This is a genomic window from Aeromonas sp. ZOR0002 (assembly GCF_963866995.1).
Lineage (GTDB): Bacteria > Pseudomonadota > Gammaproteobacteria > Enterobacterales > Aeromonadaceae > Aeromonas > Aeromonas caviae.
Genome location: NZ_CAWMFQ010000386.1, coordinates 45,720 through 59,416, shown reverse-complemented (window position 1 = coordinate 59,416; position 13,697 = coordinate 45,720). Strand labels below are relative to the sequence as shown.

Genomic DNA, 13,697 nt, shown 5'->3' with positions numbered 1-13,697 from the left:
ACCCCGCAGCAAAAGGCTGCTTAGATGGCCTGGATACGCTGGCGCACCATCTCGGTGCACCAAAACGATCCAAGGTTGCACCACTTTAATGCAGCAACCGGCATGAGAACGGGTTTCTCGACAGCCTGAAACGGTGCAAGTGCCCTGAAATCAAGCTGTCACAAACTTGGCACGATACTGGCTTATGTGAATGTGACGACGCATTCACCCAAAGAGTTTTAACACCGGAGGTTACTTAGCATGTCAGCCCAGAACGTTTTGGCCCTGATCCAGGAACACGAAGTCAAGTTTGTTGATCTGCGTTTTACCGACACCAAGGGTAAAGAGCAGCACGTATCCATCCCTTCCCACCAGGTTGACGAAGACTTCTTCGAAGACGGCAAGATGTTCGATGGTTCCTCCATCGGCGGCTGGAAGGGCATCAACGAGTCTGACATGGTGCTGATGCCGGACCCGGCTTCCGCCAAACTGGACCCGTTCACCGAAGAGACCACTCTGAACATCGTCTGTGACGTGCTTGAACCCGCCACCATGCAAGGCTATGACCGCGATCCGCGCTCCATCGCCAAGCGTGCCGAAGATTTCCTGAAGTCCAGCGGCATCGCTGACACCGTGCTGTTCGGGCCGGAGCCGGAATTCTTCATGTTCGACAACATCACCTTCTCCAACACCATGGGCCACAGCTTCGTGAAGATCGAATCCGAAGAAGCTGCCTGGAACTCCGGTACCGACTACGAGCACGGCAACAAGGGTCACCGTCCATTCGTCAAGGGTGGTTACTTCCCGGTTGCCCCGGTTGACTCCTCCCAGGACATCCGTGCCGCCATGTGCCTGGTGCTGGAAGAGATGGGCCAGGTCGTCGAAGCTCACCACCACGAAGTGGCGACCGCCGGTCAGAACGAGATCGCAACCCGCTTCAACACCCTCACTCTGAAGGCTGACGAAGTACAGGTCCTGAAGTACGTGATCCACAACGTGGCCCACGCCTACAACAAGACCGTCACCTTCATGCCGAAACCCATGTTCGGTGACAACGGCTCCGGCATGCACTGCCACCAGTCCCTGGCCAAAGACGGCGTCAACCTGTTCGCAGGCGACCTGTATGGCGGTCTGTCCGAGATGGCACTGCACTACATCGGCGGCATCATCAAGCACGCCAAGGCCATCAACGCCTTCGCCAACCCGACCACCAACTCCTACAAGCGTCTGGTGCCGGGCTATGAAGCACCGGTCATGCTGGCCTACTCCGCCCGCAACCGTTCTGCCTCCATCCGTATCCCGGTCGTGCCGAGCCCGAAAGCCCGCCGCATCGAAGTACGCTTCCCGGATCCGGCTGCCAACCCGTACCTGGCCTTCGCTGCCCAGCTGATGGCCGGTCTGGACGGCATCATCAACAAGATCCATCCGGGCGATGCCATGGACAAGAACCTGTACGATCTGCCGCCGGAAGAAGCCGCTGAAGTGCCGACCGTTGCCGGTTCCCTGGACGAAGCGCTGTCCGCACTGGATGCAGACCGTGAGTTCCTGACCCGTGGTGGTGTGTTCAGCGATGACTTCATCAACTCCTACCTGGAACTGAAACAGCAGGATGTTGACCGCGTGCGCATGACCCCGCACCCGCTGGAGTTCGAGCTGTACTACTCCGTCTAATCCGCTTTCCCATGACAAACCCGCCATCTGGCGGGTTTTTTTCATTCTGGCAACGGAAATACCGCCGAACGGGCACGATCATGCAGAAAGATGATCCCGTTCACGGAGCCGTACCACTCTCGGCTGTTCACACCCCGACCCCGTGGTTTTTCTCTGATAGGATTAAGGTGAACCCCGTCAAGGAGAGATGGATGAACACTGTACCCTGGCTGCTGAGCCTCCTGCTGATGGCCTCCTGTTCCGCACAGGCCGCCCGCGTCTACTCCTGGGTCGATCCCCAGGGGGTGACCCACTACACCGATGCCCCCCCTCCCGGCAAGAGCGCAAAAGAGGTGGACCTGCGGGTCTCGCCGCTCATCGGCACCGCCCCCCACTCGGTCCAGGTGGACAACTTCAACAGCCTGACCGGTGTCGATGCCAGGAAAGCCCTGGAAGCGGCTCCCCTGGAGATCGACCTCATCTCTCCGGAACCGGGCAGCACATTGCGCGACAATACCGGCAACATCGTCTTCCAGGGCGAGATCTCTCCCCAGGTCCCGGTGCAATACGATGTGCGCCTGATCCTGAACGGCAAGGCGGTGCCCCTGGTTCACAACAGCCTGGCCATAAGGGTGGAAAACCTCGATAGGGGCGCTTACGAGGCACGGCTCGAGTTGCTCGCCAAAGACGGTACGATCCTTGCTAAATCTAAGCCAACCACCTTTTACCTGCACAGGGCGTCGGTGAATCAGGCTCCCAGAGCCGCCCCCAAGGCCAATTAGGGGTGATGTGACGCACCGATGCGGGTAAACTTGATGCACTATATTGGTGCATTCTAGGTGTACAGCACCGTTTTAGGGAGAAACCTGTGCCAACCCGCTCGGACAACGCCAAGACACTCTTGGACAATCTGCTGACCGCCGTCATTCTCATGGATGAACGTCTCTGCATTCAATTCGTCAACCCGGCGGCAGAGCAGCTGCTTTCCCTCAGCGAGCGACGACTGATCGGCATCGAACTGCCCCACCTGCTGGAACACATCTCTCTCGATCTGCAGCGTTTCAAACAGTGCCTCATTTCGGGGCAGGGCTTCACCGACAGCGAAGTCACCCTGGTGGTGGAGGGGGAGCCCAGGCTGGTGGAGATCAGCGTCAGCCCCATGGCCGATCATGAACAGCGACTGATGGTGGTAGAACTGCGCAAGATCGATCAGCAGAAGAAGATCAGCCAGGAGCTGCAGCAACACGCCCAGCAGCAGGCCGCCAAGGAGCTGGTGCGCGGCCTGGCGCACGAAATCAAGAACCCCCTGGGGGGATTGCGCGGCGCGGCCCAACTGCTGCAAAAGGAGTTGCCCGACCCGGCCTTGCGTGAATACACCGGCATCATCATCGAGCAGGCCGATCGCCTGCGGGTGCTGGTCGACAGGTTGCTCGGCCCCCAGCGTCCCGGCCGTCACCAGATGCACAACGTTCACTCCGTGCTGGAACAAGTGCGCCGTCTGGTGGACCTGGAGCTGCCGCCGCAGATCCGCATCGAGCGGGACTACGACCCCAGCATCCCCGAATTCGAGATGGAATCGGACCAGCTGCAACAGGCGTTCCTGAACATAGTGCGCAACGCCGCCGAGGCCCTTGGGGATCAGGACGGCCTCATCCGCATCAAGACGCGCACCGCCTTCCAGATCACCATCCATGGCCAGCGCTATCGCCTGGCGGCCGAAATCAAGATCATCGACAACGGCCCCGGCATTCCCGACGCCATTCGCGACACCCTCTTCTACCCCATGATCACCGGCAAGGAAGGGGGAACGGGCCTGGGCCTCTCCATCGCCCAGAACCTGATCGATCAGCACAAGGGTCGCATCGACTGCATCAGCTGGCCGGGCCACACCGAATTCACCATTTATCTACCACTTCGCAAATAAGGGAACCTCATGACAGCAAAAGTGTGGATCGTCGATGACGACAGCTCCATCCGGTGGGTTCTGGAGCGCACCCTTGGCAGCGAAGGCTTCGAATGCGAAAGTTTCGCCGACGGCGAAGCCCTGCTGAGTTCACTGGAGATGCGCTCACCGGACGTGATCCTCTCGGATATCCGCATGCCGGGCATCGACGGCCTGAGCCTGCTGGAGCAGATCCATCGCCGCCAGGCCGATCTGCCCATCATCATCATGACGGCCCACTCGGACCTCGACAGCGCGGTCAACGCCTACCAGCGCGGTGCCTTCGAATACCTGCCCAAGCCGTTCGACATCGACGAGGCGGTCACCCTGGTACGCCGGGCCGAGAACCACCTCAAGGAGCAACGTACCAAGCGCAAGGCTCGCCAGCAGGAAGCCACCACCACCCCGGAGATCATCGGCGAAGCCCCTGCCATGCAGGAGGTGTTCCGCGCCATCGGCCGGCTGTCGCGCTCCAGCATCTCGGTGCTCATCAACGGTCAAAGCGGTACCGGCAAGGAGCTGGTTGCCCATGCCCTGCACAAGCACAGCCCCCGGGCCCACAAGAACTTCATCGCCCTCAACATGGCGGCCATCCCGAAAGATCTCATCGAATCCGAGCTGTTCGGTCATGAGAAGGGAGCCTTCACCGGCGCCAACAACATTCGTCACGGCCGCTTCGAACAGGCCGATGGCGGCACCCTGTTTCTCGACGAAATAGGCGACATGCCGCTGGACGTGCAGACCCGGTTGCTGCGGGTACTGGCGGACGGGCAGTTCTACCGGGTTGGCGGCCACCAACCGGTGCAGGTGGATGTGCGGATCATTGCCGCCACCCACCAGAATCTGGAGAAGCGGGTCGCCGACGGCGAGTTTCGGGAAGACCTGTTCCACCGCCTCAACGTCATCCGCATCCATATTCCAGCCCTCAAGGAGCGCCGGGAGGACATCCCCCAGCTGGCCCAGCACTTCCTGCTGCGAGCCGCCAAGGAGCTGAACGTGGAGGCCAAGAGCCTGCACCCGGATACCCAGACCTACATCAGCCGCCTGCCCTGGCCGGGCAACGTGCGCCAGCTGGAGAACGTCTGCCGCTGGCTGACGGTGATGGCCTCGGGCCAGGAGGTGCTGGTAGGCGATCTGCCCACTGAGCTGCTAACCCCCATCACCAGCACCGCCGAGCCGGGCCAGCCCGCCCTGACCGGTGGCTGGCAGCAGCAGTTGCAGGACTGGGTGGCCGCCAAGCTGGCCCTGGGGGAGACCGATATCCTGGCGGATGCCATGCCCCAGTTCGAACGGATCATGCTGGAGACGGCACTGGATCACACCCACGGTCACAAGCAGGAGGCTGCCCGCCTGCTCGGCTGGGGCCGCAATACCCTGACCCGCAAGCTCAAGGAGCTCGACATTCCCTGAGCCTGCGGGAAAAACGATTCCCATCACGCCTTGAGGGAAAGCCTGACCAATCACACCCCGTTTGCTTGCAAACGGGGTATCTTTTTCAGGTGCCCCGCCTAGAATGGCAGGCTTTCCAACCCGACTCGCAGAAGGTGCCCCATGATTGACAGATCCCTCCCCCTGACCGACCTGCATCGCCATCTGGATGGCAACATCCGCCCGCAGACCATTCTCGAGCTGGGACGTCAGCACAACATCCGACTGCCAGCCGATGAACTGGAGGCCCTGCGCCCACACGTGCAGATCGTCGAGAACGAGCCGAGTCTGGTGGCCTTCCTGAAGAAACTGGACTGGGGCGTGGCCGTGCTGGCCGACTACGATGCCTGCCGCCGGGTCGCCTACGAAAACGTGGAAGATCTGCTGCGTGCCGGGATCGACTATGCCGAGCTGCGTTTCAGCCCGGCCTACATGGCGATGACCCACAAACTGCACCCGCAGGGTGTGGTCGAAGCCATCATCGACGGCGTGGCCGCAGGCAGCCGTGACTTCGGCATCAAGACCAACCTCATCGGCATCATGAGCCGTACCTTCGGCACCGAGCAGTGCAAGCAGGAGCTGGATGCCTGTCTGGCTCATCGCGATCGCCTGGTCGCCATCGATCTGGCCGGCGACGAACTGGGCTTCCCGGGCGATCTCTTCACCGACCACTTCCGCCGGGTGCGGGATGCAGGAATGCGAGTCACCGTGCACGCCGGTGAAGCCGCCGGCCCCGAGAGCATGTGGCAGGCCATTCGCGAGCTGGGAGCCGAGCGCATCGGCCACGGTGTCAAGGCCATCCAGGATCCGGCCCTGATGGCCTATCTGGCCGAACACCGCATCGGCATCGAGTCCTGCCTCACCTCCAACCTCCAGACCACCACGGTGGCGAGTCTGGCCGATCACCCGATCCGCCAGTTCCTGGCAGCCGGCGTGCTGGCCTGCCTCAATACCGACGATCCGGCGGTGGAGGGGATCGACCTGCCCCATGAATACGAGGTGGCGGCACCGGCTGCCGGCATGACGGTGAGCGAGATCCGCACCGCCCAGCAGAACGGCCTGACCCTGGCCTTCCTGAGCGAAGCCGAGAAGGCCGAGCTGAGTGCCCGTGCGGCTCAACGTTGAGCAGGGGTAAAACCCAATAAAAAACCGCCGAAAGGCGGTTTTTTATTGTCCCACGACATTGCCCGGTCTAGATCACCCGGGAGAACTGCTGCTGGCGCGCCTTGCTGCGCAGGTAGACATCGAAGCACATGCAGATGTTGCGGATCAGCAGCTGACCGGTGGAGACCACCTCCAGCCCCTCTTCGGTCATGCGCACCAGACCGTCGTCGATGAAGGTCTGCAACAGCTTGAGATCCTCGGCAAAATACTCCTTGAACACCAGGCCGTGGGCCTGCTCCACAGCGGCGAAGTTCAGGGAAAAATCGCAGATGAGGCGCTTGATCACCTCACGACGGATCAGATCGTCCCGATTGAGGGAGCACCCCTTCCACTGGGCATGGCCCAGTGACTCGACCTGAGCGTAGTAGGTTTTGAGATCCTTCTGGTTCTGGGAATAGGCATCCCCCATCATGCTGATGGAAGAGACCCCCAGCCCCAGCAGATCGCAATCCCCCTGGGTGGTATAGCCCTGGAAGTTGCGATGCAGCTTGCCCTCGCGCTGGGCGACGGCCAGCTCGTCATCGGGCTTGGCAAAGTGGTCCATGCCGATGAACTGATAACCCTGGCCGGTCAGGAAGGCAATGGTGTCCTGCAGCATGGCCAGCTTCTCCTGCGGCGCCGGCATGTCCGCTTCTTTCAGCTTGTGCTGGGCGGCAAAACGGCTCGGCAGGTGGGCATAGTTGAAGATGGAGAGGCGGGCCGGGTCGGTCTTGAGCACCTCTTCCAGGGTGTGATGGAAGCTCTCCCGGTTCTGGTACGGCAGACCGTAGATGAGATCCAGATTGGTGGAGCGGAACCCCAGCTCGCGAGCACGAACCAGCATGGCGCGGATGAAGTCGTTGTCCTGCTCCCGATTGACCGCGACCTGGACCGCCTTGTTGAAGTCCTGAACGCCAAGGCTGATGCGGTTGAAACCGAGCTCCCGCAACACATCCAGCATGGACAATTCGATCTCGCGGGGATCCACCTCGATGCTGATCTCCCCCTCCTCGGCGAAGTGGAAGTGCTCCCGCAACATGGCCATCAGGCGACGAGTCTGGGGTTCGCTCAGATAGGTGGGTGTGCCGCCACCCCAGTGCAGCTGGGTGACCAGTCTCTCCTTGAACAGGGGGGCCTGGGCCTTGATCTCCTGTTCGAGGTAGTCGAGGTATTGATCTGCCTTGTGCTGGTGCCGGGTAATGACCTTGTTGCAGCCGCAGTAGTAGCAGAGCTTGTGACAGAAGGGGATATGCACGTAGAGCGACAGATTGCGTGCAGGGTACTGGCCCGCTGCCTGGACGAAGTCCGGATAGCCGAACCCCTCGTTGAACTCCAGCGCAGTGGGATAGGAGGTGTAACGCGGACCACTGTAGTTGTATTTTTCGATCAGAGCCTGATCCCACACAATCTGTTCTGCTTGCACGCTTGCTTCCTCTGTCTTTGTCATGGGCTCACCGGCTTAACTGAAAATCCTTCAGTCTGGCGACATCCTCAAGGATCAGCGCCTCCAGCTCGGCCTCGTAGCCGCTGCGTTCGAGATCCATCTTCATCACTTCATTGCGCTTGAGTGCCCGCCTCGCCTCATGGGTCGGCATCTCCTTCACCTTCTCATAGAGGCCGTAGAGCCCCGGGAACTCGGTGGCAAAGGCGCGGCCCCCCTTTATTTGCAAGGCATCCAGCAGATTGGTCAGCCGGATGGCACCTTCTGAGTAGTCGCACTGACCATCTCGTACCGCGTGGGCGATCACCCTGACACTCTCCAGGATCCGCTCGTTGCGGGCCGTAATGGCGTGCTGCTGCATCTCTTGCTGGCGTTTGAGACGCGCCATCAGGGTGCCGGCATAGACGGCCAGCCCCAGCAAAATCAGGCCACCCAACAGGGCGGCCAGCATCCATCCACTCATCACTTTTTCTTCGGCTCGGGTTTGGCTTCAGGCTGGTAGTCTGCCTGAGAGAAACGCTCCCACAGCTCCTCTTCGGAGGCAGGCTGACTCGGCTCGTCAAAATCGGCATCATCAAAATCCATGTCGCCATCTTCGTCATCGTCGCTGTCGATGATACCGAGCTCGTCCATCAGCTCCTGATAACGGTCAACCCGCTGATCGACCCATGCCTGCTCTGCGGCCTCCAGGGTTTCACCGGCATCCAGACGATCCAGCAAGGCATTGAGGCGATCATCATTCTCGATGGACGCCAACTCCTGCTCGGGGGTCATCACCACCCGCTTCTCTTTCGCAGGCTTGGTCGCCACCGGCTTGCTGCCCTTCTCGTCGGCAATCAGCGCGATGGGCTTGCGAGAGCCGATGCGTGGATCCTTGGCCTGCTTGGAGCCGCTCTTTTTGCCCGCCTGCTCGACCTGTTGGCGGGAGCCCGCCTTCAGGCCCTTGCGCTTGGCGGCGCGCTTGCGCTCACGACCTTCCTGGGCACTGGCATCTGATTCTTTGCGCTTGCCGGTAGGCTTGCGGTTGGGTTGTTTGGCCGACATGAATGACTCCGACAAATAACTGAATGGAAACCCCCGGAGCGTGTCGTCCGGGGAGGATGCTGAAGCGGGGAACAGTAAATATGGAACAAGAGTGGGATCCCGCACCAATTCGACCACTTTGGGTCGCTGAACACCGCAGGATCGGCATCCTCTGGGCATGTTGCTGGTATTTTGACACAGAATGTCTTGGCGGGTTAATGACCCAATAGAAAAAAGGCAGCCGAAGCTGCCTTTTTCCATCATGCGAGTGCCATTCCCTGGTAGCCAATCGCCTTATCCCTGGGCGAACCACGGCGCATCATTTCGTTGGATCATCCTGATCCTTATTGACCAGTCCTGAGTGTGCGTGTGTTTGTTTGTCTAACCCAAACCGGCGACATCCTGCCTCCCATCGGGGTGGTTGCCTCCCGCAGCCCCGCTCATCCCTGGCGGTCACCATCCTGGCTTTTTGCATCTATTGCTCATCGCATGCTCCGAGCCGACATCCTGTCAAACCGAAGACGGGTCTTGCACCCTCTCTCCGGCCAATCCTGATTGCCTACTGTAACTTCTTCGCTGGATGACTCAATCAACCAAAGCACATTTCGAACTGGTACAAAGTAATGTTCTATTTCTTAATTCATTGAAAAACAAAAAATAAAATAATATACGTGAGCAATCTTTCAGACACGACCAGCCCCGTATATAGAAGATCTCTTACAGCAATGCAGGCTGTTTACGGGCGATCGCTACAACCTCAAAAAAGAACAGGGAACACAATGGTTCCCTGTTCTTTTCAACAAGATAACTAACAGTCTATATCAGTGAAGCCCCGCCACATACTTGGAGAGCGCCTCGATGTCCTGATCCGTCAGCTTCTTGGCCACATCCCGCATCATGCCATTGGGATCGTTGTCGCGGGTCGCCGAACGAAAAGCGGTGAGCTGGGCCTTGATATAGGCGGGATGCTGCCCTGACAGGCTGGGATACTTCGCTTGCTCGACGCCGGAACCCCGTGGGCCATGACAGGCGGTACAGGCGGCCAGGCCTCGCTCCATGTCTCCCCCCATATAAAGCGCCTTGCCTGCGGCAACTACATCATCGGGCACGGCAACCGGCGTCACCTTCTGGCTGGAGAAATAGGCGGCAAGATCGTCCATATCCTGCTCGGACAACGGCAACGCCATAGGTCCCATGACGGGCGCAACCCGACCAGTTTGGCCAGAAGCTGCAGCCTTCAGTTCAACTAATTGTTTTTTGATATATGATGCGTGCTGACCAGCAATCTTGGGATACATGTCGACTGGGCTGTTGCCGTCCGGTCCATGACAGGCCGCACAGACGGCAGCCTTGGTTTGTCCCGCAGCGGCATCGCCCTTGGCTTGTGCCATCCCAGTTACGCCAACCATCAGAGCAAGTGTAATGACTAGGTTCTTCATGGCGTTCCAACTTTCTCGTTATTAGGCTTCCAGATCCCATGCCGCTGAAGGCATGTTAAAATAAACGCGTTCAAGCGACGCCATTTTACACTATTTCACAAAAAAGTAACTCTATAACCCTCTATCTCTATGGGGAATTTACGTTGGAAACACAAACTCTGAATTTCAATAAGGTGCATTTTGTGACCAGCGCACCCGACATCCGCCACCTGCCAAATGATGGGGGTGTCGAGATTGCGTTTGCCGGTCGTTCCAACGCTGGCAAGTCGTCTGCATTGAATACCTTGACCAAACACAAGAACCTGGCACGTACCAGTAAGACCCCTGGCCGTACTCAGCTGATCAACCTGTTTGAGCTGGAACCGGGCAAACGCCTGGTCGACTTGCCCGGCTATGGATATGCCCAGGTTCCGTTGGAAATGAAGCTCAAGTGGCAAAAGTCACTGGCTGAATACCTGCAACGACGGGAGTCCCTGAAAGGGCTGGTGATCCTGATGGACATCCGCCATCCGCTCAAGGAAACCGACATGAACATGCTGGAATGGAGTTCACACCGTGAACTGCCGGTGATGCTGTTGCTGACCAAGGCGGACAAGTTAAGCCCGGGGCCCCGCAACAACCAGGTGATCAAGGTTCGTCAGGCGGTGGCAGAACTGGGCCCGCAGATCCAGGTTGAAGCATTCTCTTCTCTGACCAATATCGGCGTCGAGAAGCTGGCCCAGACCCTGAGCGGCTGGTACCTGTCCGAAGCAGACAACGCCCAGGTAGACGACGAAGATAATCAGAACGAGGAGTAAACGACTCCTCTCCCTGGCTGCAATTGGCGGAGTTGGACCTCCGCTGATTGAAAGGCTTTCATGATCCCCCCATCTCCGAGCCCTCCCTCCCCGCCTTCGCCACCTCTGAAGAAAAACCTCAAAAAATATATTTAAATCATACTGATAGCATGTTTAGACGCGAAAAGAATTAACTAATCATCAACCTGATACCGTTTTCATGGATATCGAGTAAAAAATCAGAATTGAAGGCTGTAACAAACGAAACTGAAATTTAATTACACGGTGAGGCAATATAGGGATAAAAATGAGGCCGGTCTTGCCATTGCAAACCGGCCTGAAGAAATGAGTTCAAAAATTTGGGAAAAAGCGAGTTCTCGAGAACAAAGACGATTGGTTTTCCTCAAGAAACGCCTTCATTCTAACAAAGAACGGCAACAATTAAAGCATTTACTCTAAATGTTGTGCATAAAAAAACGCCCCGACGATGACTCATCGGGGCTGCTATTCAGCCACATTCAATTACGTGAAATAAAAGGTCTGAAAGATAGAACATCTTACCTCTGTACCCTACGCCGACAACTGTACAGCAAAGCAGCAGAAAGTGAAAGTAATTTATGTAATTTAGTTTCAATGGTAGGAAAAAGAAAAAATATTCATAATTTTCATGCAGATAAAAAAATCCCCAGTACGAATACCGGGGAGTTATAAAGGTGACTAGCTAGCACTTCCTCAACTATCCAGTTAGTCAGCAGTCCGTTACAGAAGTTCCGCTGCTTTGAGAAAAAACTCAAAAAATTCTGCGAGTGACGGCAAAGTAAAAGTAACTTATTGTTACGCAATGGTTTTATAAAAATGGCACCTGTTCTGCCACACACCCACCGCAGAACGACCGTTTCACATCACACGTGCCGTGCCGCATCACGAGGGATGCCCTTATCCAGCGATGCAAAATCTCTACATCAGATCTGCCGACCGCCCAATAGAGCGCACTAGCTGGTTCACACGACGCCCAGATTGCGCTGCAACTCTCTCAATACCTGCTTGGTGCCGGGCCGGATCCCTCGCCATACGGTAAAGGCCTCAGCAGCCTGCTCGACCAGCATGCCCAATCCATCCATGGTATGGCGCGCGCCATGTTGCTTGGCCCAGCCGATGAAGGCTGTATCCGTTGCGCCATACATCATGTCGTAGATCGCGATGTCCGAGTGGATGAGGGTTGGCGCCAAAGGTGGCAACTCACCTTGCAGACTCGCTGAGGTGGAATTGATGATGAGATCGAACGGCCCCACCAGCTGTTCATAGGATTGAGCAGTGATGCTGCCCAGATCCCTGAACTCCACAGCCAGCTGTTCCGCCTTGGCATGGGTACGGTTGACCACGACGATCTCGCCCGGCGCTTCCGCCAGCAGGGGGGCCAGGGCGCCACGAGCTGCGCCACCGGCCCCCAGAAGCAGGATCCTGCTACCGGCAAGGTTCACTCCGTGAGCCTTGAGATCTGCGACCAGCCCGGCGCCATCGGTATTGTCACCCAGCAGCACACCATCATCAGTCAGTTTGATGGTGTTGACCGCTCCCGCCCGCTTGGCCCTGGGGCTCAGCCGCTCCACCAGCCCGAAGGCTTGCTCCTTGAAAGGTACGGTCACGTTGCACCCCTTCCCTCCTTCGGCGAAGAAGTGGTTCAGAGCGCTGGCAAACTCATCGACGGCAGGTTCTGCCAGACCATACTCCAGCTCTTGCTGGGTCTGCCTGGCAAACAGGGTATGAATGAAGGGAGATTTGCTGTGGCGCACGGGGTGGCCAAAAACCAGATAACGATCCATCAAGGCGTTCCTTTTGAGAGCAATATCCCGATTTAACGGGTTTTCTCATGAAGGAACAAGCCGAATATCGGCCAATAAGAAGAGGCCATCATGGCCCCTCTGGTCACAACCACTCGCGCGGTTTGAGGTAGTCGCTGTAGAGCAATGCCTCCGGGCTACCAGCCTCCGGCTGCCAGTCGTACTCCCAGCGCGCCAGCGGCGGCATCGACATCAGGATGGATTCGGTACGCCCCCCCGTCTGCAGTCCGAACAGGGTCCCGCGGTCGTAGACCAGATTGAACTCCACGTAGCGGCCACGGCGATAAAGCTGGAACGCCCGTTCCCGCTCCCCATAAGCAAGCTCCTTGCGTCGCTCGACAATCGGCAAGTAGGCCGCCAGGTAACCCTCACCCACTGCACGCATGAAGGCAAAGCAGTCGGCAAAGGGCCAGCGGTTCAGGTCATCGAAGAACAGGCCACCCACCCCGCGCGTCTCGCCCCGATGCTTGAGGAAGAAGTAACGATCGCACCAGGATTTGAACTCGGGATAAATGTCGGTGCCGAACGGCTGACAGAGCTCATGGGAGACCTGGTGCCAATGCCTCACGTCCTCTTCGAACGGATAGAAGGGCGTCAGGTCGAAGCCGCCACCAAACCACCAGATCGGCTCCTCCCCCTCTTTCTCGGCGATGAAGAACCGCACATTCGCATGGCTGGTCGGTACATAGGGATTATGCGGGTGGATCACCAGCGATACCCCCATGGCCTCAAACCTGCGGCCAGCCAGTTCGGGACGATGTGCGGTCGCGGATGCCGGCATGGCATCGCCATAGACATGGGAGAAGTTGACCCCACCTTGCTCGATCACCGCCCCCTGGCGCAGCACCCGTGTAATACCGCCACCACCACCTTCGCGACTCCAGGCATCTTCCACAAAGCGCCCGTATCCATCGGCCTGCTCCAGGCCACGGCAGATATCATCCTGCAATTGCAGCAGGAAGGCTTTTACCTGGGCCACATCCGGTTTGCTCATTTTATCTCCTGTCAGACAGGCATCATGCATGCACTGCCTGC

General features: G+C 58.2%; 12 protein-coding genes. 6 read left to right on the top strand and 6 right to left on the bottom strand.

Features of this window, described 5'->3' with window-relative positions:
• Positions 1-240: 240 nt before the first annotated feature.
• The 5 genes from glnA to add all read left to right on the top strand — a co-directional run bounded on the left by glnA (position 241) and on the right by add (position 6,124).
• The gene (gene glnA / locus AACR77_RS21280) at positions 241-1,650 is read left to right on the top strand and encodes a glutamate--ammonia ligase (RefSeq protein WP_010672526.1); all 1,410 of its coding nucleotides are present in this window, start codon (positions 241-243) and stop codon (positions 1,648-1,650) included.
• Positions 1,651-1,841: 191 nt separating this feature from the next.
• Positions 1,842-2,411, top strand: coding sequence for a DUF4124 domain-containing protein (locus AACR77_RS21275; RefSeq protein WP_010672525.1), 570 nt, complete (start codon positions 1,842-1,844; stop codon positions 2,409-2,411).
• An 86-nt stretch (positions 2,412-2,497) separates the two neighbouring features.
• Entirely contained in the window at positions 2,498-3,553 is a 1,056-nt protein-coding gene (gene glnL / locus AACR77_RS21270) for a nitrogen regulation protein NR(II) (RefSeq protein ID WP_010672524.1), read from the top strand.
• Positions 3,554-3,562: 9 nt separating this feature from the next.
• The gene (glnG, locus tag AACR77_RS21265) at positions 3,563-4,981 is read left to right on the top strand and encodes a nitrogen regulation protein NR(I) (RefSeq protein ID WP_010672523.1); all 1,419 of its coding nucleotides are present in this window, start codon (positions 3,563-3,565) and stop codon (positions 4,979-4,981) included.
• Between the two features lie 141 nt (positions 4,982-5,122).
• Positions 5,123-6,124: an adenosine deaminase gene (add, locus tag AACR77_RS21260; protein WP_041212164.1), complete on the top strand. Its 1,002-nt coding sequence runs from the start codon at positions 5,123-5,125 to the stop codon at positions 6,122-6,124.
• 67 nt (positions 6,125-6,191) lie between these two features.
• Here the strand turns inward: add and hemN are convergent, their stop codons facing one another.
• The 4 genes from hemN to AACR77_RS21240 all read right to left on the bottom strand — a co-directional run bounded on the left by hemN (position 6,192) and on the right by AACR77_RS21240 (position 10,045).
• Positions 6,192-7,565: an oxygen-independent coproporphyrinogen III oxidase gene (gene hemN / locus AACR77_RS21255; RefSeq protein ID WP_042882262.1), complete on the bottom strand. Its 1,374-nt coding sequence runs from the start codon at positions 7,563-7,565 to the stop codon at positions 6,192-6,194.
• Between the two features lie 28 nt (positions 7,566-7,593).
• Entirely contained in the window at positions 7,594-8,034 is a 441-nt protein-coding gene (locus tag AACR77_RS21250; protein ID WP_042882260.1) for a DUF2489 domain-containing protein, read from the bottom strand.
• Positions 8,035-8,045: 11 nt separating this feature from the next.
• Positions 8,046-8,627, bottom strand: coding sequence for a Der GTPase-activating protein YihI (yihI, locus tag AACR77_RS21245; protein ID WP_042882258.1), 582 nt, complete (start codon positions 8,625-8,627; stop codon positions 8,046-8,048).
• Between the two features lie 800 nt (positions 8,628-9,427).
• A complete protein-coding gene (locus tag AACR77_RS21240) occupies positions 9,428-10,045 on the bottom strand; it encodes a c-type cytochrome (protein WP_042882257.1) in 618 nt (205 codons plus the stop codon).
• Positions 10,046-10,188: 143 nt separating this feature from the next.
• Between AACR77_RS21240 and yihA the strand changes: the two genes are divergently transcribed.
• Positions 10,189-10,842, top strand: coding sequence for a ribosome biogenesis GTP-binding protein YihA/YsxC (yihA, locus tag AACR77_RS21235; RefSeq protein WP_042882255.1), 654 nt, complete (start codon positions 10,189-10,191; stop codon positions 10,840-10,842).
• Positions 10,843-11,822: 980 nt separating this feature from the next.
• On the opposite strand, the gene aroE is transcribed toward yihA, so the two are convergent.
• A complete protein-coding gene (gene aroE / locus AACR77_RS21230; RefSeq protein WP_042882253.1) occupies positions 11,823-12,644 on the bottom strand; it encodes a shikimate dehydrogenase in 822 nt (273 codons plus the stop codon).
• 103 nt (positions 12,645-12,747) lie between these two features.
• Positions 12,748-13,656 carry an oxygen-dependent coproporphyrinogen oxidase gene (hemF, locus tag AACR77_RS21225; RefSeq protein ID WP_041214091.1) on the bottom strand — a complete coding sequence of 303 codons (909 nt, stop codon included), beginning with the start codon at positions 13,654-13,656 and terminating at the stop codon, positions 12,748-12,750.
• Positions 13,657-13,697: the final 41 nt, after the last annotated feature.

What these genes read in the sequence shown, in the direction of transcription:
- glnA (WP_010672526.1), top strand. Translation starts at nt 241, where the DNA reads ATGTCAGCCCAGAACGTTTTGGCCCTGATCCAGGAACACGAAGTCAAG.
- AACR77_RS21275 (WP_010672525.1), top strand. Translation starts at nt 1,842, where the DNA reads ATGAACACTGTACCCTGGCTGCTGAGCCTCCTGCTGATGGCCTCCTGT.
- glnG (WP_010672523.1), top strand. Translation starts at nt 3,563, where the DNA reads ATGACAGCAAAAGTGTGGATCGTCGATGACGACAGCTCCATCCGGTGG.
- add (WP_041212164.1), top strand. Translation starts at nt 5,123, where the DNA reads ATGATTGACAGATCCCTCCCCCTGACCGACCTGCATCGCCATCTGGAT.
- AACR77_RS21250 (WP_042882260.1), bottom strand. Translation starts at nt 8,034, where the DNA reads ATGCTGGCCGCCCTGTTGGGTGGCCTGATTTTGCTGGGGCTGGCCGTC.
- yihI (WP_042882258.1), bottom strand. Translation starts at nt 8,627, where the DNA reads ATGTCGGCCAAACAACCCAACCGCAAGCCTACCGGCAAGCGCAAAGAA.
- AACR77_RS21240 (WP_042882257.1), bottom strand. Translation starts at nt 10,045, where the DNA reads ATGAAGAACCTAGTCATTACACTTGCTCTGATGGTTGGCGTAACTGGG.
- aroE (WP_042882253.1), bottom strand. Translation starts at nt 12,644, where the DNA reads ATGGATCGTTATCTGGTTTTTGGCCACCCCGTGCGCCACAGCAAATCT.
- hemF (WP_041214091.1), bottom strand. Translation starts at nt 13,656, where the DNA reads ATGAGCAAACCGGATGTGGCCCAGGTAAAAGCCTTCCTGCTGCAATTG.